General features: G+C 63.6%; 19 protein-coding genes. 7 read left to right on the top strand and 12 right to left on the bottom strand.

Features of this window, described 5'->3' with window-relative positions; all coding sequences use genetic code 11:
• The first annotated feature begins 10 nt into the window (after window positions 1–10).
• A complete protein-coding gene (locus tag BN973_RS22955; protein WP_036471015.1) occupies window positions 11–1,636 on the top strand; it encodes a PEP-utilizing enzyme in 1,626 nt (541 codons plus the stop codon).
• A gap of 96 nt (window positions 1,637–1,732) precedes the next feature.
• Here BN973_RS22955 and BN973_RS22950 read toward each other — a convergent pair whose 3' ends face one another.
• Window positions 1,733–2,194 (bottom strand): pyridoxamine 5'-phosphate oxidase family protein, encoded by a 462-nt coding sequence (locus BN973_RS22950; protein ID WP_197747372.1) that lies wholly within the window; start codon window positions 2,192–2,194, stop codon window positions 1,733–1,735.
• A gap of 106 nt (window positions 2,195–2,300) precedes the next feature.
• On the opposite strand from BN973_RS22950, the gene BN973_RS22945 reads away from it, so the two are divergent.
• Complete coding sequence (locus BN973_RS22945; protein ID WP_139830316.1) at window positions 2,301–2,663, top strand: hypothetical protein; 363 nt, start codon at window positions 2,301–2,303, stop codon at window positions 2,661–2,663.
• A 104-nt stretch (window positions 2,664–2,767) separates the two neighbouring features.
• Here the strand turns inward: BN973_RS22945 and BN973_RS22940 are convergent, their stop codons facing one another.
• Both BN973_RS22940 and BN973_RS22935 read right to left on the bottom strand, forming a co-directional pair.
• Complete coding sequence (locus tag BN973_RS22940; protein ID WP_036471013.1) at window positions 2,768–4,258, bottom strand: phosphotransferase family protein; 1,491 nt, start codon at window positions 4,256–4,258, stop codon at window positions 2,768–2,770.
• Window positions 4,259–4,278: 20 nt separating this feature from the next.
• Window positions 4,279–5,256 carry a DUF7065 domain-containing protein gene (locus tag BN973_RS22935; RefSeq protein WP_139830317.1) on the bottom strand — a complete coding sequence of 326 codons (978 nt, stop codon included), beginning with the start codon at window positions 5,254–5,256 and terminating at the stop codon, window positions 4,279–4,281.
• Between the two features lie 171 nt (window positions 5,257–5,427).
• Between BN973_RS22935 and BN973_RS22930 the strand changes: the two genes are divergently transcribed.
• Together BN973_RS22930 and BN973_RS31180 are read left to right on the top strand one after the other, a co-directional pair.
• Entirely contained in the window at window positions 5,428–5,952 is a 525-nt protein-coding gene (locus tag BN973_RS22930; RefSeq protein ID WP_051641428.1) for a MarR family winged helix-turn-helix transcriptional regulator, read from the top strand.
• A 172-nt stretch (window positions 5,953–6,124) separates the two neighbouring features.
• Complete coding sequence (locus tag BN973_RS31180; RefSeq protein ID WP_156959187.1) at window positions 6,125–6,280, top strand: hypothetical protein; 156 nt, start codon at window positions 6,125–6,127, stop codon at window positions 6,278–6,280.
• On the opposite strand, the gene BN973_RS22925 is transcribed toward BN973_RS31180, so the two are convergent.
• The 7 genes from BN973_RS22925 to BN973_RS22895 form a co-directional block, all read right to left on the bottom strand.
• The gene (locus BN973_RS22925) at window positions 6,277–7,509 is read right to left on the bottom strand and encodes a phosphotransferase (protein ID WP_084163510.1); all 1,233 of its coding nucleotides are present in this window, start codon (window positions 7,507–7,509) and stop codon (window positions 6,277–6,279) included. The two genes, BN973_RS31180 and BN973_RS22925, sit on opposite strands and share 4 nt — an antisense overlap.
• 83 nt (window positions 7,510–7,592) lie before the next feature.
• Window positions 7,593–8,339: a hypothetical protein gene (locus BN973_RS30055; protein ID WP_051641426.1), complete on the bottom strand. Its 747-nt coding sequence runs from the start codon at window positions 8,337–8,339 to the stop codon at window positions 7,593–7,595.
• 35 nt (window positions 8,340–8,374) lie between these two features.
• Window positions 8,375–9,004 (bottom strand): TetR/AcrR family transcriptional regulator, encoded by a 630-nt coding sequence (locus BN973_RS22915; RefSeq protein ID WP_051641425.1) that lies wholly within the window; start codon window positions 9,002–9,004, stop codon window positions 8,375–8,377.
• A gap of 36 nt (window positions 9,005–9,040) precedes the next feature.
• Window positions 9,041–9,862 carry an enoyl-CoA hydratase/isomerase family protein gene (locus BN973_RS22910; protein WP_051641424.1) on the bottom strand — a complete coding sequence of 274 codons (822 nt, stop codon included), beginning with the start codon at window positions 9,860–9,862 and terminating at the stop codon, window positions 9,041–9,043.
• Between the two features lie 5 nt (window positions 9,863–9,867).
• The gene (locus BN973_RS22905) at window positions 9,868–10,896 is read right to left on the bottom strand and encodes a DUF7064 domain-containing protein (protein WP_036471011.1); all 1,029 of its coding nucleotides are present in this window, start codon (window positions 10,894–10,896) and stop codon (window positions 9,868–9,870) included.
• A 12-nt stretch (window positions 10,897–10,908) separates the two neighbouring features.
• Window positions 10,909–11,973: a phosphotransferase family protein gene (locus BN973_RS22900; protein WP_084163509.1), complete on the bottom strand. Its 1,065-nt coding sequence runs from the start codon at window positions 11,971–11,973 to the stop codon at window positions 10,909–10,911.
• Window positions 11,966–13,351, bottom strand: a complete 1,386-nt coding sequence (locus BN973_RS22895; RefSeq protein ID WP_084163508.1) for a protoporphyrinogen/coproporphyrinogen oxidase — start codon at window positions 13,349–13,351, stop codon at window positions 11,966–11,968. The genes BN973_RS22900 and BN973_RS22895 overlap by 8 nt, the downstream gene beginning before the upstream one ends.
• A 287-nt stretch (window positions 13,352–13,638) precedes the next feature.
• Between BN973_RS22895 and BN973_RS22890 the strand changes: the two genes are divergently transcribed.
• Together BN973_RS22890 and BN973_RS22885 are read left to right on the top strand one after the other, a co-directional pair.
• Window positions 13,639–14,301, top strand: coding sequence for a hypothetical protein (locus tag BN973_RS22890; RefSeq protein ID WP_036471008.1), 663 nt, complete (start codon window positions 13,639–13,641; stop codon window positions 14,299–14,301).
• A gap of 2 nt (window positions 14,302–14,303) precedes the next feature.
• Window positions 14,304–15,611: a protoporphyrinogen/coproporphyrinogen oxidase gene (locus tag BN973_RS22885; RefSeq protein ID WP_036471007.1), complete on the top strand. Its 1,308-nt coding sequence runs from the start codon at window positions 14,304–14,306 to the stop codon at window positions 15,609–15,611.
• Between the two features lie 42 nt (window positions 15,612–15,653).
• Here the strand turns inward: BN973_RS22885 and BN973_RS22880 are convergent, their stop codons facing one another.
• Complete coding sequence (locus BN973_RS22880; protein WP_169718246.1) at window positions 15,654–16,307, bottom strand: TetR/AcrR family transcriptional regulator; 654 nt, start codon at window positions 16,305–16,307, stop codon at window positions 15,654–15,656.
• A gap of 165 nt (window positions 16,308–16,472) precedes the next feature.
• Between BN973_RS22880 and BN973_RS22875 the strand changes: the two genes are divergently transcribed.
• A complete protein-coding gene (locus BN973_RS22875) occupies window positions 16,473–18,125 on the top strand; it encodes a phytoene desaturase family protein (RefSeq protein ID WP_084163506.1) in 1,653 nt (550 codons plus the stop codon).
• Between the two features lie 20 nt (window positions 18,126–18,145).
• Here BN973_RS22875 and BN973_RS22870 read toward each other — a convergent pair whose 3' ends face one another.
• The gene (locus tag BN973_RS22870) at window positions 18,146–19,555 is read right to left on the bottom strand and encodes a cytochrome P450 (protein ID WP_036471004.1); all 1,410 of its coding nucleotides are present in this window, start codon (window positions 19,553–19,555) and stop codon (window positions 18,146–18,148) included.
• Window positions 19,556–19,557 lie beyond the last annotated feature (2 nt).

Below are 19,557 nucleotides of genomic sequence, written 5' to 3'. Positions count from 1 at the left end.
CGAGTGACCCGTGCTCGGTGAGGACTGGGACGTCCTCCACAGTCCAGATCCTGCGGACTCGCACTGGTCCACCGACAACGTGGGAGAGGCCGCGCCCGGGGTGCTGACGCCATTGAGCTGGAGCATGTGGGGCCGGACCGGCGACCGCATGCCCCGTGAGGTTGCCTACCGAATGGGCATCTTCTCCGCCGCGGATCGGCGTCAGTTCCCGCCGATCGTGCGGCCCTTCTACGGGCGGATCGCTTTGCGCATGGAGTACCTCGCCACCGTCGGTGATCGCATGCCGGGGGTCGACGGCGCGGATCTCGTCGCGAACATGTTCGGCCGAGTCCCCGACACCATGAACTTTGCCTCGACCATGCGTCGCTACCCGATTATCTGCTACCGGCTTCCGCGAGCGATGATCAGCGCGCCCAGACAGGTTCGGCGCCGTGCGACGATCATCGATGCCTGGTGGCGCTCGAGCATTGCTGCGCTCCCTGATCTTTCGCGCTCCGAGTGTGTTTCGGTGCTTCGTGACGCGGTAGATCGCTTCGACGAATCCCTGACCTGGCACTCCCTGGCGCTGCTGGCAGTGGTCCAGCCAATGTTGGTGCAGCTGACCAAGTTGGTGGAGCGGGCCGGAGTAGGCGACGTAGGGACGTTGAGCGGAACCGGCGGAGCAGAGATGGCGATCGTTTCCGACATCTGGCTGGCCTCCCGGGGCGCGATGACGGTTGCCGATGTGGTTGCCAACCATGGGTTCCACGGCCCACTGGAAGGCGAGATCTCCAGCCGGGTCTGGCGAGAGGACAGCGCACCGCTGGAGCGGATGATCAGCAGCTACGCCGACCGCCCGGATTCCGAGGATCCGGTGCAACGCGAGCGGCGAGCGAGCGCACAACTTCCCGAAGCGCAACGAGAGGTGGTAGCAGCGCTGCCGCCCAGCCGGCGGCTATCGGCACGGCTGCTGCTGACCCTGGCCGAGCGCATACTCCCGCTGCGCGGGGTGGGCAAACGCTCGTTCTTACAATCGCTGGACGTCGCGCGCGGCGCCGCCCGCCAACTCGGCGAGCACCTCGTCGCACACGGCGAACTCTCCTCGGTCGACGACGTCTTCCAGCTCACCGTCGATGAACTTACCCGCGGGTTTCCGGCAGATGCGCGCAATCTGCTGAACCGTCGGCTGGAACGCGGCCGCGAGTACGCGACACTGAGCCTGCCGGGCAACTGGCGCGGGATACCCGACACAACGGTCAGCACCGTGAATCCCGACGGCAAGGTGATCGTGCGGGATGTCGGTGAGACGATCCGCGGTTTGGGCGTCAGCGCCGGGGTGACCGAAGGCCAAGTGCGGGTCGTCATCGACCCGTCCTTTGCCGAAGTCGAACCCGGCGAAGTGCTCGTCGCGCGCACTACCGACCCCAGCTGGGCGTCGATCATGTTCTTGTCCAGCGCGCTGGTCGTCGACATCGGCGGACCGCTGAGCCACGCCGCGGTCGTCGCTCGCGAACTCGGCCTGCCCTGTGTGGTCAACACCCGCACGGGAAGCAGCCTGCTGCGCACCGGCGATCGCGTCCGCGTCGACGGCGACACCGGCACCGTCGAAGTCCTCGAACGCGCGCAAGACCGCTTCGCCGCCCAGGAAAGCAGGTGACTGCGGCGTATCACTTCCGGTCGACGAAGCCCGCCGCCGCGACGACAGTCCCTGCCGCTGCTTTGGCTTGCCCGCCAAGCGAACTCGGTCGTTGCGTCACGCTCCGGTACGGGTGCGCGCGTAGCTGAAGTTCAACGCGGTCAGCTTCGTCGGCCGCAATTGGAGGAACACGGCTCCCGGCGGCCCGCCGTCACGCAGGTAGCCTCGGTAGTCATCGGGTGAGTCCGACCAGGACTCTTCGTCGGAACCCAGGTAGCGGTACAGCAGTCGGCGAGCACGTTCGACGTCGTAGTCATGGATCTGCACGGATCCCTGGGCGATGACTTGCTTGACAATCCCATTGTCGAAATCGCCGACATCGACGCAGAACGCGACGCTGGGGTCCTTCTGTACCCGCGCATGCAGTTTTGCCCACGGGCCACTGATGATCCAGAAGGCGCCGCCTTCCCACTGATACCAAAGCGGTCTGATTGTTGGGCCGTTGGTGGCCAGCTGTCCGGTGAGCGGGCCCGACAAGAAGTCGTCGACTTCTTCGGGAGACATGGCGAGATCTTCCACGGTAACTCCTTGCGGCGACGCGAACCTAAGAGTAAAGCTACCACTGGATGTGAACGAGCGTTCCCGCAACCGCGGAGCGCGACCCAGGGAAGGATCTAGGTGCTCAATGGCTCTGACGACGACGACGACTCTCGCGGCAGCGCGATCAGCGATCGGCGCGAGTGGCTGGCTGATGCCGATCACCGCCGCCAGGCTGTTCGGGATGAACGTCTCCAAGGATGTCAGCGCGGCGCTCTTTCTCAGGCTCGGCGGCACTCGTGACTTTGCGCTGGCCGTCGCACCTTTGGTGACCGAACGCCGGTCGAGGTCTCAGATGTTGAGGGTCGCCGCGGCGTGCGACGTCGGCGATATCCTGGCCGCCGGCATCGCGCACCGGCGTGGCAAGATCTCGGGGTTCAGTGCGGCACTGTTCATATCGGCCTCGCTGGGTTGCCTGGCGTTGAGTGTCAAGGCCCTGTTCGAGCGCTAGGGGATCGACGGCAGCTGCCGCGACGTATTCGCAGACTCTTTCAAGGCGCCGAACGAGTCCACGTCCTCGATCATGTTCGTCATTCGCTCGAGGTTGGGCCGCCTCTAGCGGCTCGACAGCTGTTCGTAGCTTCGGATAAGTTCTTGCGTGGCCTGAAGAAACCGGGGAATGTAAAGGTGGGGGAGGGCGATCACCTTGAGGTCGTCGATCTGCCTCGCGTACAACTTGGCGCTGACCAGGTTCGCGGCGCAGGCGTTACGGACGTGCCCCCAGATCTGGAAGAAATGAAGCCGACGCTCGTCGATGACGGGTCCGCCCGCGGCTCGGTAGGCGCGGATGAACGCCGCCCAGTCCAGTGCCTCGCCGAGACTGTTGCGGACGTAGGCCAGATCTTCAGCGGGATCACCGAGATGCCCGAATTCCCAATCGATCACGGCCGTGAGGCGGCCGTCGTCGAACAGGAAGTTGTGGAAGCCGATGTCCCCGTGCAGAAGCACCGGATGGCCGTCCGACACTGGCACATGATCCAGCAGCCAGCCAAACAAGGCCATGATCGCGGGCGACGGCAGGTGCGCTTCCCTCGCGAACAGCCCGCGCCAATCAGTTAGGTATGTCCCGACCACGTCCCTGAGCGGACGATTCACAAGCTCGGGACGGATCATCTCTGTCAGGTGGCCGAAATCCTCGAGGCCACGCATCGTGTGAAGCCGAGCCAACAGTTCCGCCAAGGTCTGTGCCAGGTCTTGCGGTACGAGGCTGTTCGGCTCGAACACGGTGCCCCCGGCCACACCTGCGGCGCACCTCATCACCAGGAAATGTCCGCCAGGTAGAAGGCGGTGCTCGGTATCCAGCCAAAGTGCTTCCGGTGCAGGGAAACCACGCGCGTGCACCGCGCGGATGAGTTCGAATTCCTTTTCGATGCGGTGACAGTCGTTGCCGATAAGCGCAATGGCAAGGTCGCGACGCAGGATGTAGGACCCGTTGAGGGCCTTCCCCGAAACGTCGAACAGGTATGTCTGTTTCCCGAAGCCGCCGGCTAGGGCCCGAAAGGCCGTAACCGTAAGCTCCGGCTCGGAGAAGCGATCACGTAGATAGGCGGTCCACCGTTCGTGCGTGGTCTCGGGGGCCGCTTCCACGTCGTCGCTAGCCCCGGGCATCAGGTCCGAGAGATCGGCGGATTCCCAGTCGATAAAGAGATCGGCGATCCGGCCGCGAACGACTTGTGGAAGATCGGATGTGGCAGCGATATTCGCCGCGAGGCGCTGAGTTGCGGCGATCACCTCTCGCCACGCCGCTTCTGCGTCGCCAAGCGAGGCGGCGCCTTTGTTCTCCTCGATCATGATGCAGAGCGCGCGACACTGGGCCTGTAGGGAAGGAGGCGTTAGGAGGCCTTCGACCGACGCTAGACATTTGGACAGGCGATCGATCTGGGACCGCATGAGGCCCGTACCTCCGCTTTCGCGAATGGCGAGCAGGCGTAGCGCCACTGCGAGGCATTGCAGCGCGGAGCCCTCTCCCGGGTTATCCGTCAGCGTGGTCAGCTGGCGTACCTCGCGGTTCGCGGCTTTCAGTACCTGATCGGCTGGAAACAGCATGGGACCTCTCTCCGAACGGGCTAAGCCCGCAACGAGCGGATGAACTTCCGGGCGTGTTGTAAGGGAAAGAAGTCCATCTCTTCGCCGTAGCAGATTTGGCCGTCGAACTCCCATTCAAACTGAGCCCACCACTGAAACATCCACGGGTACAACACCGTACTGAGTATGGCTTTGGCGTTGCCGACTGCCTTAAACTCCCGCCCGAGTGAATCAATCCCGCACATTTCCATTCGCATCGGGGCGCCGTCGTCACGACGCATGGTGGTCGCGCACGTCCCGTTGGAAAGTGAACCGTAACGCCCACCCTTGAGATACCAGCCCGCGGCAATGCGCAACTTCGTGTCGGTTACCGGGTCACGTTCAGGCGGCAGGTCGGACATCGCGTAGACCTGAAAGCCGCTCTTCTCGGAGGCGATCCCCCACGGGAAGTAACCGCGCGTGTTGTTGACGAGCTTGCGCACCCCCCATGAGTGATCACGCATCGACCAGCAGTCGACATGGAACGTTTCTCCGTCCACCTTGACCGTGCCCTTCATGCGCCCAGGCTGCTCGTAATGCTGTCTTGCCGGCGCCCACTCTTGTTGACCTTCGGGCTGCCCGGTTTGGTGTGGCGGCAGGAAGCTCTCCCAAGTTAGCTCGAGTTCGCAGCCCGCGCCCGCGTAGAAACTGGAGTTCCCGCCGTAGCTCAGCCGATACGTCTTCCAGGGTTCGACGCAGTGCACATGCAGACCGTTGGGGAACCCGAAGTCGTACATCTCCCACGTCGGATCCAGCGGGAAGATACTTCCCATGTCGTAATACCGGCAGTTGTACATCTCTTCCCCAGTCGGATCCCAGATCGCGATCCCGCCCGACGAGTACTTCATGTTCGGGCGGTGGTAGAAGTACACGAATCCGTTGAGGGTTCGCTCCGGAATGCTGAAGCCGAACCATGCACTTTCGTTCCAGAATGGGTCGTCTGTGCGTTGGTGAAACACATCATCTGCGGGACTTATCACGGCTTCCCCTCGTCGAACCGAGAGATAGTCCTCTAGGAGACTGTCTCGCAAGAGACCATAGCAGCGGCCGCAAAGCCGAGTCAATGGCTCGATGGAACGTTCGAGTCGGGTGCGGAATCATCCGCGGCTACCGGAAACGCTGCTAAGCTACCGCGAGAACCGAAGGGCACAATGAAGGCAAAAGAGACGAAGCGCTCCGGCGAAATCTTCAGTCGGACTGCGTTTCTGATCACCGACGTCGCGCGCAGATACCGCGTGACGTTCGACCAGAAGGTGCGCGATTTGAACCTGGCGCGCACCGAGTGGTGGCTGCTGCGCCACCTGTATTTTCTTGAGGGTAGTACGCAGGCCGAGCTTACCGAGCTGATGGATATCACCAAGGGCGGAATGGGCAAGGTCATTGACCGGCTGGAAAAGGAGGGCCTCGTTCGGCGGTGCCCTGACGACAACGACCGACGATCTAACCGCATTTTCCTAACGCCCAAGACGAAGCCGCTGGCCTCCCAGCTTCACCGCTTGTCCGAGCAGGTCGAGCGACGAGCATTGTTTCCCCTTTCCGACGAGGAGATTGCAACGCTTGACCACCTTCTCAACAAGATGCGCGACGGCTTTATCGAGTGGGAGAACGAAGGGGTCGAGGAGAAGGTGCAACCTAAAAAGAGGAACGGGCGCTCCACCACCCGAGCGCGGGAGTGAGTTCACCAATGCCCGTGAACGAACGTTTCTAGACCGAGCCTATGACTTCTTCTCGGAATCCACAGGTGCGGATGGCCAAGCGCAAGTGTCAGCCCGGACGGCGGTAGTGGCGACTCGTGACTTTGCGCTGGCCGTCGCACCTTTGGTGACCGAACGCCGGTCGAGGTCTCAGATGTTGAGGGTCGCCGCGGCGTGCGACGTCGGCGATATCCTGGCCGCCGGCATCGCGCACCGGCGTGGCAAGATCTCGGGGTTCAGTGCGGCACTGTTCATATCGGCCTCGCTGGGTTGCTTGGCGTTGAGTGTCAAGGCCCTGTTCGAGCGCTAGGGGATCGACGGCAGCTGCCGCGACGTATTCGCAGACTCTTTCAAGGCGCCGAACGAGTCCAGGTCCTCGATCATGTTCGTCATTCGCTCGAGGTTGGCCAGCGACACTTCGTCGGGTTGCATCGCCGGCTGCAGTCGGCCGGCGCCAATGGTGTACAGCCAGAACACAAGACCGTGGAAAGCTTGCTGGCGATATGCCAACCAGGCTTCGCCGAAGGACAGCGGGGGAGCGCCTGCCGCATGTAGGCGGTCGACGTACAGCTCGATGAGCTCGCGCTCCCAGGCGCGCCGATCCCGCACCGTCAGCGCCGAACTGAGCGCATACGAGACGTCGAGGGCCCAAATGCCACGGCTGATCAGCTGCCAGTCGTACAAGCCCATGCCGCCATCGGGAGTCAGATACCAGTTGCGGGAATGGACGTCGGAATGCAACAGCGTGCTGGGTGCCGATTTGTGCATCGCCAGCGATGTCATCAGAGCCGGGAAGACCTCGGCCCGGCGGCGACGGAACCCCGCGGGAAAGACCGACTCCGCGCGGTCGAACCCGATCAGCGTGCGACGCGGAAATGCGATTGTCTCGTTGACGTCGACCTGCCACCTGTGGGCATCTTTGACGACGGCCAGGTCACCGGCGAATCGCGGGCTCTCCCAAAGCATTCCGTGGACAGTCGCCAACGTTGTGATGATCGCTTCGGCCCTGGTCCGATCGATGTAGTGCTTAGTCGGATCGCCAAACGTCGCCTTCCTGGTGGTCGCGACGTCTTCCATCAAGAACATCGAGCGGCCTGACCTGTTGTCGACCGCCATGTAGTAGCCATGGGGGGCTTCGATGTCGAGCGTTGGGCGGATCCGGTCGTAGAACAATGCTTCGCACGTCAGCGCCGCAGACGGAACAGTCACCGCGCGGGAGGTGAACTTGGGGGTCGACTTGGTAAAGACCGATACCGGCAGCCCGGCTCGGCGCCCGACGTCGTTGTAGTCGATAGCCAGCACTCGCCTGGTGGTCGACCCGTCGCTCCCGGACGCGGTCGACACTGCGGTCACCCATGCTCCAGGGTGACCGCCGCATAGGGCGGCAGTCAGCCACTCCGGTGTGAGCGCGTCCACGGAGGGTGGGATCTCGGCCAGCGTAGTGGGTTTGGGACGTCGCAACCGCTCGTTGACGATGTGGGCACCGATTCGTCCCAGCTGGCCGGCGACCCTGAGCTTCTGGTTAAGCGACTCGGACATGAAGCGTTCTTCCTTCGCGCTGACGAGACCACGCTGTTATTGATACAAGTTATATCAAAAATGAGCCTCCGCGAGTAGATCTGTCACCGTGGAGCACTGTGCGCAGCCGCGGTTTCTGATGTGGCCTCGATCGACCTGCGATCGCGCTGAACCGCTTGACGCAAGACGACGAAATTCACGATGAAAAAGCCGCTGAACACCACGACTGGGACCCAGACGCCGAAGATGCCGTTCCAGGCGAACGGTCCCTTGTGGAAGAAGAACAGCAGTTGATCTGGAACGATCGTCAACGCCATCCAGCCGTTGGCATAACCGCACCAGCGCGGAAACACCGGCGCCGCGCTCTTGTCGCACAGCGAGGCGACCATCACCGCCAGGGGCATCGCCAAGTACATGGTGACGCCGCCGAGAAACTGCAGCCATGCCATATCGTTCATCAGGTAGATCAGTTCGGCGCGCCGGTCGGGGCGAAAGGCCGCGGTCAGCCACCAGATCGCGGGATAAAAGGTCAGCACCATATTGCCGGCCGCGCCCAACAGGAAGGTGTAGGTCAAGACGCCGGCGGTGCCCTCGATGCGTGCAATGAACTGTGATGTCACCGCGGCGAAAGGGATGAAAATCAAAGCGGCGAGCATGACGATCAGCATCGCGATGCGAATTCGCGGGTAGTCGCCTTGGTAGAGCGCGGCGACCTGGGCAGCGCCGGCCGACGGGGCCGTGGGCGGGAGGAACCCGGCTATTGCGCCCCAGCCGACGAACAGTGCGACCAGATAGCCGATCGCACACCAGACGCCGAACATCTGGATCCGTGACTTGGTCAAGGGCTCCACGTCGCCTCCCGTAAACGGTCGTTTACGCGTTGACGTCAGGCTGAACGGGCCGGGGGTCTCTTTGGGCGGACGCGCTTTGCAGTGGACGCGGGGCGCGAGGCATCGTTGTCCAACCACTCCAAGCCCTGCAGGGCCATTCCGGTCAGGATGTCAGCGAGTCCGGCGGTTCGCAGCGACTTCTCCGGCCACATGGGTGTCGAGTCGATCAGCCCGTGCGTCGCGTGGACCGCGACGGTGAGAACGTCGCGCGACTGATTCGGGTAGCAGGCGTGCAGGCAATCCACCCATCGGTCGATGTACCGCTTGATCCGGGCACTTAACCTCGAGCGGTACTCCTTCGGGATCGAATTGCGTTCTCTGGTCCACACACTCATCAGTTCGCGTTCCTCAAGGGCTCGCTGCACGTGCCCTCGCACCAGGTGCTCCAGTTCCTCTCGCGGATCATCGAACTGGCCGCCCGTCGACATCAGGACCCGGTCGATAGCCTCGTCGAGCAGTGTCATCAGGATCTCGTCTTTACCGCTGAAGTAGCGATAGATCGCCGGGCCGGACACGCCCGCTTTCTCACCGATGAGATCCACCCCGACGCCATCAAATCCACGTTCATGAAACAGGTGCATCGCGGTACGCAGGATTTGCTCTGAACGGTCGTTACGCTTGGCCATTTCTTAACGGTAGCGCAGACTGGCCGGTGACCAGCGTCAGTTTGTTCGTTCCGGGGGAGTACGTTCGGTCAGCTGCGGTGGCCGCTTTGCGGCGAACGCCCGTGTTGCTTCGGCGAAATCAGGTTGCTCCTGCAGCCAACCCTGCGTGTGTGCTTCGTGGTTCAGCTGATCGACGAAGTCGGCGTCGAGAGCGCGATGATGGGCTCGCTTGATCGTCGCGACGCTCACCGACAGCTCGGCGAAACGCCCGGCCATTGCGACTGCATCCGCCAGCGCCCGACCGTCCTCGGCCAGTCGATTCACCAGGCCCCAGCTACACGCCTCGGAGGCGGAGAGGCGCTCGGCGAGCAACGCCAATTCATTGGCCCGCCCCAGGCCCACGACACGGGGGAGCAACCAGGTCAGGCCGGCGTCGGGCATTAGGCCAATCTTGGCGAACGACAACTCAAAACGTGCCGACGCGGCGGCAACGCGGAGGTCGCATGCCAGTGCTAACGACACTCCCGCGCCGGCCGCGACACCGTTGATCGCCGCGATGATCGGCAGTTGCAGTGACTGCATCGTCAGCACCAGTGGATTCCACGCGTCCAGAAGTACCTCGCGCGCATTGCCCACATCGCCCGAAATGTCGGCGCCCGCACAGAATCCCCGACCCGCGCCGGTGAGCACAACGGCACGGATCCGGGGGTCAGCCTCCAACTCGAGGAAAGCCGATCTCAGTTTGTCGCCCGCCTCCGTGGTAACCGCATTGAGGCGCTCGGGCCGGTTGATCGTGATGACGCCCACGGTGCCGTCACGCTCGACGAGCACATCAGCGGTGGGTTCGGTGCGGTCGGCGATAGGGGTCGAAGATGTCATAGCCACTACTTTCCTAAGAACCGTCGGACATAGTCATGCCACTGCACCTGCTGCAGGTCGCCGTGGCAAACCTGACCTTCACATTCCCACCGGGCGAGGCAGATCCAGGTATCCATATTCGGCCACACTGCAAGACGATTGGCGGCAACCACTTCGCCGCGGATCTCGTAGTCGCGTCCCTTCGCGTCGGTCATCACCATCTGAGCAGTGGTCGGCGCCAGCGTTGCGGGGGAGTGATCGACCCGTTTGCGAGTGGCCACAACAGGTATCAACTCGCCATCACGGTAAACCCAGCCGCCCTTGGTGGAATCGCCTCCGGGCACCTGCAGATGCCCCGCCCAGTCGGGCTCGAGATCGGGATGGTCGTATGCGGTACAGCCGAACATGAAGTTCTCGCCGAAAACGCCGGTCATCCAATCGATCGGCGGCACCGGAGCATGCTGCTCGGAGCGGCTCTGCCCCCACGATCGATCACGAACGTGTGTGCAATCCACCGGGTAGGTCTTGCCGCGCAAGGTGAGTTCGCCTTGTGCACGCACCGCCTGCTCAAAGTGCATGCCGGTCTGCAGCAGCATGGGCTCCATCAGGGCCTGAGTCTCGATGTCAAACGCATTCCCGCGCAGCTCGTCGCGGTAGCGCAGCCGATGCCTTTTGAGCGGTTCGACCGTCTGCACGTGATACCCGTTGTCGAACTTGTAGTCCCACAGATCGTTTGCGAGCACATCCTCACTCATGAATGAGGTCCAATTGAACAGCTCGGATTGCAGCACGTGTTGTTTCACGCCCTGCCACACCCAGGCCCCACCGCTGACCACGCCCAGGTTCGGGTGGTGCCACATATAGGTCAGCGCATGGATGTTCTCCTCCGGCACGCTGAAGCCGAAGAACTGTGTTTCGGTCAGGGTTGGCGATCGGTTCGCGTCCTTGAACTCCGGATGCAGGAGATCGTCTTCGGGTGTAGCGGTCTGGAACGAGAGGTTCTTTTCTTCCCAAAACGCTCTGTCTTGTGTTTCTGCATCAGCTTTAATGGACACCTTTGCCTCCCTTTAGGATTCGACGAGCTGCCAACACGGTTGCAAGAGTGGTGCCTGGGCCTTGCGGTCGGCTTCCGTCATATTTCGTTGCAGAGCGCTGACCGCAACAAGGATCATGTACGCGGCGAATTTCTTGAAGTAGTCAAAGTCGCGCAGTGGACGACCGCCGGCGGCGCGATACATGGCCAGCCACTCCTCTTCGCTCGGCGGTTGCAGCAGCCCGCTGTCCGGTGGCGCCGCGAAAATGCGGTTGCTGACGCATTGCAGCGCGAGGTCCGCTTCGGCACGGCCCAGGCTGGACATCTCCCAATCCAGCACCGCGGCCAACCGGGTGCCGTCGAAGAAGTAGTTCTGCAGCGTCGAGTCGCCGTGCATCAGCTCTGTCTCGCCATCGGGGAGGTTGTCGAGCAGCCAGCTGCGCACCGGAACCAACCGCTGGTACTCGGGCAGTCGTACCCATTCCCAGGTCTGCCAATACCAATTGATGCACTTCTCCAGGGGGGCCACGCCGGGTGCTTTCATCACGAAGTTCTGCAGGCCGCGCGCTTCGATGTCGGTGCGGTGAATGGCGACCAGCGCTGCCATGACCTTGCCGAGCATCTCCTCGCGATCCGCCGGGGTGGCCTCGGCGAGCGGGCCCTGAATGAAAGCTGCCGGATGCTGTCCCCTGCCGTGAACGCGCCCCATGACGTAGCCGGCCGCGCCCAGCCAGCTGCCATCGGCGTCGAGCCACAACGGTTCCGGCACCGGCACATCGGTACCGTGGAGCGCGCGCTGCACCTCGAACTGTCGCGACAAGTCGTATTCGAAGAACAATCGTTTGTCGCTGACCGGCGCATGGCGTAGCACCAGTTCTCGGGTGACCCGACCGTGTCCGGTACCGAAGGTCGCGTCGAACAGCACTGTGCCACTTGATGCCCCGACTTCACCGCCGTCACCGATCACCATCACCTCGACGTCGCCGTCGATGCCGGGCTGGTTCTCGATGAACTGGCGAATCTGGTCGGCACCGATCTTGTTGACCTGGGTCTTGCCCGCGCCGATCACCGAACTGAGCATCGATTGCACATCAGCCATGAGTGAACTCCTCTTGTTTCGTGTAAACGGAATGACCGTGGTGCTCTTGCAAGTTCGCCGCCGCACGGTTGCCCCAGGCGACGGCGGTGTTCTGGCCGGTCTGGGACAGATAATCACCGGCGAACTGGATGCGAGACGTCGGATCGATGTGCGAGGTGAACTCGGCGATTTGCTGATAGACGCCAACGCGGGTCTGCGGCAACGCCACTGGCCAGCGGCGCACATAGGTGAAATCGACCGTGTCTCGTAACTCGGGGAACAGTCGCAGCACCGTTTGCAGCGAGCGCGCGATGAGCTCGTCGTCCGAGCGCTGCATCCACGCCGCGGCTGCCGACATCTCCCAACTCACCGACAGCAGTCCGTGGCCCGCCGGAGCGCGATCGGGTGCTTTGTTGCTTTCGACGATGATCATGCAGATCTCGGGATCCTCGGCAGCCGGAAGCTGGACCAGAAACGCGGGCGTGTCGGGCGCCCGTGTCGTTCCGACGGCGACGTTGATCGCCCGCGTGAAGCGCAATGCGTCGTTGAGGGTGGCGAGCCGAGGATTGGCAGCCGCGCAGAGGGAGGCCGCCACCGGCAGCGGAGTCGCGACGACGCACGCGTCGGCCTCGACGGTCTTCGTCTGGCCTTCGGGATCGCGATAACCCAGGCGCACACCGTCGGCGGTGTCGGTCAGTGAGACCACGGGGGAGCGAAGGTGCACCGTCTGTACGCGAGACAGCAGTGCATCGATGATGGCGGCCTGCCCGCCGGCCAGCGTGGACAGGTGCCCGGCAACGGCGTTGACCAGACCCGACATCAGCTCGACGCGGCTGACCTTGTCCGAATTGGCCAGCAGTAACGCGCGGGTGATCGGTTCACCCAAATAGGTGTCGGCCTCGTCGCCGGCGAGCCTGCGGATGTAATCGCGAGCCGTTTCCGTATCGAGTGGTGCGGCGGCGCGTAAGTCGTCGTAGGACAGCATGCCGCGCAGGCTGGCACGCGCGACGTCGAATACGACGCGCGCGAGCCGAAGCTTGGTGGACCAGCTCAGTGCGTCTGTCGTCAGCCCCGACCGGAGCAGCCGATCGAGGCGCAACAGCCGGACCCGCCCCCCGCGGTACACGCCGAGATAGGGCGCCGTATCGACCATGCGCAGGCCCAGCTCTTTCGCCAGCTGCGTTGCGATCGGATACCGCGCCGCGAACGCGGTGGCGCCGGTGTCGACGCAGTATCCGTGTCGCGTGATGGTCTCCACGCGCCCACCCGCGCGGGGTTCGGCTTCGAAGACTTCTACCGTCCAGCCCGCTTGCTGCAGACGGTAGGCGGCGGTAAGGCCGGCGATTCCAGCGCCGGCCACGACCGCGCGGCGCGATTTCACAATCGGTGGTCGGGGCACCTGGTGGCTTCTACGACTCTCGTGAGGAGGTTATTTTGAGACAGTAAGGTTTATAAATGCCTGGTGTCAACTATCGTTTACCAAAATTCCCCATCGACAGGGTTAAAGTCATGCACTACCAGGTAGTGTGTCTCAAAAGAGTGGCAACGATCGTTTACGTACTGTGAGCCGCGTCGAGTAAGGGCATTCCGGCCGGCCGGAGAGGATGCGAAATGCTATCGCCTCAGGCAAATCTGAGACTCCTGCGGCGCACCTCATGGAGCGGGTATGTCTACATTGCGTTCCTGATGGTCGGCATCTTGCCGCTCGCCCGGTTCTTCCCCTCCCAGCCGCCGACCTGGGACGCCAACCAGATCACCCACGTGTATCACTCCAACGTCGCCGGGATCCGCGTCGGTATGGTGCTGGTGCTCGTCGGCTCGATGTTCTATGTGCCGTGGACGGCAATGCTTGCCAAACTCATCGCGGCCGTGGAGGGAAAGCCGGGAATACTCACCTTCTGTCAGATCATCGCCGGCTGTACCAACGTGCTGCTCACCGCGTACCCCGCCGGTTGGTGGCTGACTGCGTCGTTTCGTTCGGACCGCGATCCGAAGCTGGTGCAGCTGCTCAACGACATCGCCTGGCTGCAATTCCTCGGCGTGATCGCGCCGTTCTACTTCGTGGTCATCAGTCTCATCTACGCCTCACTGGCCGATGAAGACCCCGATCCGATCATTCCGCGCTGGGTGGGATGGTTCAACGTGTTCTTCATGCTCGACCTGATACCGCTGAGCATCATCTTCTTCTTCAAGACCGGGCCGTTCGCGTGGAACGGGTTGTTCGGCTTCTATCTGCCGTTCGCGACATTCTGGGTCTGGTTCTTCGTGATGACCCACACGGTCCGCCGCGCGTTGCACCGCCTTGACGACGCGCCCGCCCCCTCGGCCGCTTCGGCCCGGGCAGCCTGAGAATGCCGCGCGCCGCGATCGTCGGAGCGGGTCTGTCCGGCCTGACGGCCGGTTATCGCCTGCAGACGGCCGGCTGGCAGGTCGATGTCTTCGAATCCACCAACTCACCCGGCGGCCGCGTGCAAACCCTGCGCCGTGACGGCTATGCGATCGACACCGGCGCGTCGGCGCTCGGTTCGACCTACCACAGCTACCTGGCGCTGGCGCGCGAACTCGGTGTCGAGATGCGCCGCACCGCACCGCATATCGGAATTCGGCGCGCCGGAGCGACCCATCTGCTCGATATGGACAAGATGGTGCGTTCGGGTCTGAGGACACCGCTGCTGTCGGTGGGCGCGAAGTTGCGAGTGCCGCGGCTGGCGCTGGATGTAGCGATGGCCAAGGCTCGCGGCCGCCTGGACTACGCGGACATGAGCAAGGCCGCGTCGCTGGACACCGAAAGCGCGCGGGCGTACGCCAGGCGGGCGTTGTCCGCCGAAATAGACAGCTACCTGTGCGAGCCGATCGTGCGCACCATGCTGATCGCCGACACCGACAAGGTGTCCAAGGTGGAGTTGCTGTCCGGAATCGGCAACATCTTCACCGCCAAGATCCAGGCGGCCGCCGGCGGACAGGGCCGAGTGCCCGAGGCGCTGGCCGAGCGGCTCAAGGTTCACCTGCAGACACCGGTCACTCAGGTGCGGCGGCATGAAAACCGGGTCCTGGTAAGCCATTCCGGCACGACGTCGGACTACGACGCCTGCGTCGTCAGCTGCCCACTGCCCGAGGCGACGGACATCTGCGTCGACGATCGCGACGTTCTTGGCTCACTGAACAACAGTCTGGGCTACACCCAATGCGTCAGCGTCGCCGTCGGCACCATCCGGCCCCCGGACTGCCCGGCGTTCCTGCTGATGTTCCCGTCGGTGGAGGATCCCGACATCGCCTTGATCTTCCTCGACCACAACAAGGCCCCGGATCGGGCTCCGGCCGGACGCGGCTTGCTGAGTTGTCTGTGGGAGACCGGCGCGTCCGAACGGCTGATCGATGCGCCCGACGAGCAGCTGGTCGATCACACCTTGGCCACCGTGTTCAAGGTGTTCCCCGAACTGCGCGATGCCGTCGAGTTCACCCACGTGACCCGGTGGCGGCGGGCACTACCGTTCACCCGCATCGGCGCCTACCGGGACATCGGGCGCCTCAACGCGTCGTTGGACCCCGCTTCGCCGGTGCAGTACGCGGCCGACTTCATGTCGGCGGCCGGTCAGAACACCGCGGTCGAGTTTGGAAATCGGGCCGCGCGCAATCTGATTGGAGTGCGGGCGAGCTGAGGCGACGGGCCTCGATGGTTTCGCCTGCGGGCAGCGGCCAGATCACGCCGACCCGAACAACGTGCCTTCCCACATGACCGCCAGGGTCTCCAGCAGGTCCTGTTCATCGTCCAGATCGTCGTCGGCGTCGGTCCCGGCCAGGTAGAACAGCTGCTCGCTCGACCAGAGCAAAGCCGCGCTGCGCTGACGTGCCCTCCTGCGACGGGCCGCTCCGTGGTTGGCGCCACCTTCCAATTGCCCCGCGATCGCATCGGTGAATTTCTCCACGAGCGCGAGCCACTTGACCCGTAGCTCCGGTACGGAGTGCCAATTCTCGTGTGTGGCATGGAAAACCGGGCGGTGTAGCTTCCACAGCTTTGCCGACTCCTGCAGGACCGCGGCAATCGCCTGGCGCCGATCGCCGTCGGGTAGTCGCTGGAACAGCGGGTCGAGCAGGTCGAACAGCTCGAGCATGACGCGACCCAACACTTCGGCGACCACCTCGCCTTTCGACGAGAAGTAGGCGTAAAACGTCGCCCGGGAAACCTGCGCCTCGGTGAGGATTTGGTCGATGGTGATCTTGTGAAACGGCGTTTCCGCCAACACCCGCTCGGCGGCTTCGACGATGACGGTCATGTAGTCCGGCCGCGTGCGGCCGCTCAGGCGTTCGGCCCTTCGCTTGTCCCGCACGTCGCGGAGAGTCGACGGCTCTGACATGTGCATTCCTCGCTGCTGCGACGACCGGAGGTGACCAGGCTCTGCCCGACTGTAATACGCACCGCGCCGCCGTCATGCTAGACGTACTGTTTCATCTACTATACAGTCCGTTCATGTAGGCATACATTATGTTCAATCAAGGCGGAGTGGTGAAGGGGAGATGCCGTGGTCTCGTCGGCAATAAAAGACAACTCGGCTGCAGATGTGATCGTGGTCGGTGCCGGCCATAACGGATTGACGTGTGCGGCTTACCTGGCGCGCGCGGGCAAGAAGGTGTTGGTGCTGGAGGCGCGCGACGTGGTCGGTGGCCTCGCGTGGACGATGGAAATGCCCAATGCGCCCGGCTACAAGGTCAATCCGTGTTCGGTCGAGTTCCTGCTGACCGGTGTGGAGCCGTCCATTGATCATGAACTCGAGCTTGAGAAGTACGGGCTGCGTTGGGTGTATCCCGATACGCTGCTGACCTGGCTGGGGCCCGACGGGCAGGTGATGCCGATTTGGAAAGACCGCGGCCGCCTGGTCGAGGAGATCAAGCGCTATTCACACAAGGACGCTCGCCGCTACGAGCAGTTGTGCGACGACATCACCGCGACTCTCAAGGTTGCCCTGCCGTATCTGCAGGGGCATCCCGTCCGGGTCCGGCCGGCGGCATTGGCGGAGATGCTCGTCCGAACAGCCAAGGGGCCCAAGTCGATTGCCCGCGGCGCCCGGGCGATGCTGGGTTCCATCGAACAGGTCTGCGAAGAGTACTTCGACCGCGACGAGATCAAGGTGCCGGTCGCCACCTATTCACTGGCCAGTTTCGCCCCGACGTGGGAAGCCGGCACGGGTCTGCACTTGTCCCTGATCGCCGGGTTGCACGAGTGGGGGGTGCGCCATCCGGTCGGCGGCACCGGCGCGTACACCCAGGCCTTGGCCCGCTGCGTGGAGGCGCACGGTGGCACGATCCTCACCGCCGCCAAGGCCAAACAGATCCTCACCGAGGGCGGCCAGGCACGAGGCGTCACGCTCGAGGACGGGCGGACATTCACCGCGCGCGAGGTGGTTGCAGCCACCGACCCGATCACCCTGGTGACCAAGCTGCTCGACCCCGACGTGGTGCCGGAACAAACACGCGACGAGGTCCGCGGACTTCAGAATCTGCATTCCAACATCTACACGTTCAAGGTCGACTGCGCCCTGGACCGGCGACTCACTTTTCCCCGCTACCAACAGGGTCGCAGCCCAGAAGCGTTGTCGGCCATCACGATTTGCCCGAACATGGAGTACCTCAACCGCTCGGCCCATGCCGCGATCAATGGCGAGTTCACCCACGAGATCCCGATTCAGCACATCACCAGCTCGATCTACGACCGCACCTTGGTGCCCGAGGGCAGTGACGGAGACACGCTGTACTTCTATGCGTTCAACACTCCGCGCAAACTCGCGGGCGGGCGCACGTGGGAGGACGAGAAGGAGCAGTACGTCAAGCTGATGATGGACAACTTCGCCCAGTACGCACCGGAATTGGGCGACGCAATCCTCGACGTTCATATCACCACGCCCGACGACTTCGAGTCGCGATACCACGTGACGCGCGGCAACTACGAACACGTGGACTGTTCCCTGGCGCAGATGGGACCGTGGCGTCCGACGCCGTCGCTGTCAGCGTGGCAGACGCCCGTCGACGGGCTGTGGCACACCGGGGCAGGCGCGTTCCCGATGGCATTCCTCAGCGGATGGCCGGGACGCGGCAGTGCTCGCGAGATTCTGCGACACAACGGCAACAGGCGAATCACTCGGCGATTGGGCAGGCGTTCACGGTCGCGCGCAACGTGATTGGCGCCCGGGCGGGCTGATCAGGCGTGTGTCGAGGACGCATCCCGTGCGGTTGCTGGGCAGGGTGGCGCGTCGGCCGCCGCGGGCGTAGCGGTCAGCGGGTTACGCACGGAGCGGACACAGATTCGCGCGCCGCGGTGCGGCACCAGGATGACATGCTTGACTCGCTGCCTTTCGCCCTGAGCCGTAGTGGTTTTCAGCTCAACACGGCGGAGAATCTCGCGCAGCACAACCCTCATCTCCGTCATCGCGAACGTCGCACCGAGACAGCGCCGATTGCCGCCGCCGAACGGCAGCCAGGTGGTCGGACTGAGTGTGGCGCCGAGCATCCGGTCGGGGTCGAATCGCTCGGGGTCGCGATATTGCGCGGGGCTTGCGTGCACCAGTCCGATGCCCGGAGCGACCATGACGCCGGCAGGGAGGTGGTAGCCCGCCAGCTCGACGGGCCGGGTCAGGACCCGGCCGACATCGAAGACGACCGGACGGACGCGCAGGATTTCCTTGGCGATCGCATCGAGGTACTCGTCGCCCGCCGGGTCACCGGCCGCACTCGCCTCGGCGGCGCGTGCCGCCTTCGCCAGCATGTCCGGATGCCTGACGAGCCGCTCCAGCGTCCACGACAGTGCCGTGGCGGTTGTGTCGTGACCGGCCGACAGCAGTGTCATGAGTTGGTCGCGTAGTTCGGAGTCGGTCATCGTCCGACCGTCGTCGTGGTTGGCCCGCACCAGCATCGCGAGCACGTCGGTGCGCTTCGCGAGGTCGGGATCGGCTCGCCGATCGGCGATCTCGGCGTACAGCAGCCGGTCGGCTTGCGCGATGTGGCGGTGCACGTAGCGCCAGGGGCGACGGCGTTGCAGGTCGGGATTGGCGATCGCCAGGGACGCCCACGGCCCGAGGTTGAGCAGACGCGGCATCACCTCCCGCAATGCGGCCAGCCGTACCGGATCGGTGGCGCCGATGACGGTTCGCAAGATCACCTCGAGCGTGATCTCAGACATCTTGGGCGCAACGGGGAACTCCGTGTCGAGCGGCCAGCGGGCAATGTTGTCGGCGGCGATCTGGGAAATCACGGCGGCCTGGCGGGCAACGGCATCGCGCTGAAACGGTGCGATCATCAGGCGGCGTCGATCACGATGCAGGTCCTCGTCGATCACCAGCACCGAGCTTTCGCCGACGAATCCGGCCAGCAGTGAATTCGCTTCGCCGGCATGGTAAGTCGTCGGATCACCGGCAAAAACCGTCTTGATGTCGGCGGGATCATCCAGGTAGACGAGTGTTCCCACCGACGCAATTCGCAACGTGAATACGCTGCCGTAGCGGCGCCGGCAGGCGGCCACAAAACGGGGCCAGTAGCGCAGCATCAGCGCGGTCTGCACCGACCGGGGGAGTCGGGGCCCCGGCGGCAACGGGTTCGGCGCGGCTGCGTTCATGA

Origin of the sequence: Mycobacterium triplex, assembly GCF_000689255.1 — a bacterium.
Lineage (GTDB): Bacteria > Actinomycetota > Actinomycetes > Mycobacteriales > Mycobacteriaceae > Mycobacterium > Mycobacterium triplex.
This window is presented reverse-complemented; position numbering and strand designations above follow the sequence as displayed.

Excerpts from the sequence above, each read along its gene's own strand:
- BN973_RS31180 (WP_156959187.1), top strand. The coding sequence starts at position 6,125 with ATGTTGAGGGTCGCCGCGGCGTGCGACGTCGGCGATATCCTGGCCGCC.
- BN973_RS22915 (WP_051641425.1), bottom strand. The coding sequence starts at position 9,004 with ATGGCCAAGCGTAACGACCGTTCAGAGCAAATCCTGCGTACCGCGATG.
- BN973_RS22885 (WP_036471007.1), top strand. The coding sequence starts at position 14,304 with ATGCCGCGCGCCGCGATCGTCGGAGCGGGTCTGTCCGGCCTGACGGCC.
- BN973_RS22930 (WP_051641428.1), top strand. The coding sequence starts at position 5,428 with ATGAAGGCAAAAGAGACGAAGCGCTCCGGCGAAATCTTCAGTCGGACT.
- BN973_RS22870 (WP_036471004.1), bottom strand. The coding sequence starts at position 19,555 with ATGAACGCAGCCGCGCCGAACCCGTTGCCGCCGGGGCCCCGACTCCCC.
- BN973_RS22945 (WP_139830316.1), top strand. The coding sequence starts at position 2,301 with ATGGCTCTGACGACGACGACGACTCTCGCGGCAGCGCGATCAGCGATC.
- BN973_RS22900 (WP_084163509.1), bottom strand. The coding sequence starts at position 11,973 with ATGGCTGATGTGCAATCGATGCTCAGTTCGGTGATCGGCGCGGGCAAG.
- BN973_RS22880 (WP_169718246.1), bottom strand. The coding sequence starts at position 16,307 with ATGTCAGAGCCGTCGACTCTCCGCGACGTGCGGGACAAGCGAAGGGCC.
- BN973_RS22890 (WP_036471008.1), top strand. The coding sequence starts at position 13,639 with ATGGTCGGCATCTTGCCGCTCGCCCGGTTCTTCCCCTCCCAGCCGCCG.
- BN973_RS22910 (WP_051641424.1), bottom strand. The coding sequence starts at position 9,862 with ATGACATCTTCGACCCCTATCGCCGACCGCACCGAACCCACCGCTGAT.
- BN973_RS22925 (WP_084163510.1), bottom strand. The coding sequence starts at position 7,509 with ATGTCCGAGTCGCTTAACCAGAAGCTCAGGGTCGCCGGCCAGCTGGGA.
- BN973_RS22940 (WP_036471013.1), bottom strand. The coding sequence starts at position 4,258 with ATGCTGTTTCCAGCCGATCAGGTACTGAAAGCCGCGAACCGCGAGGTA.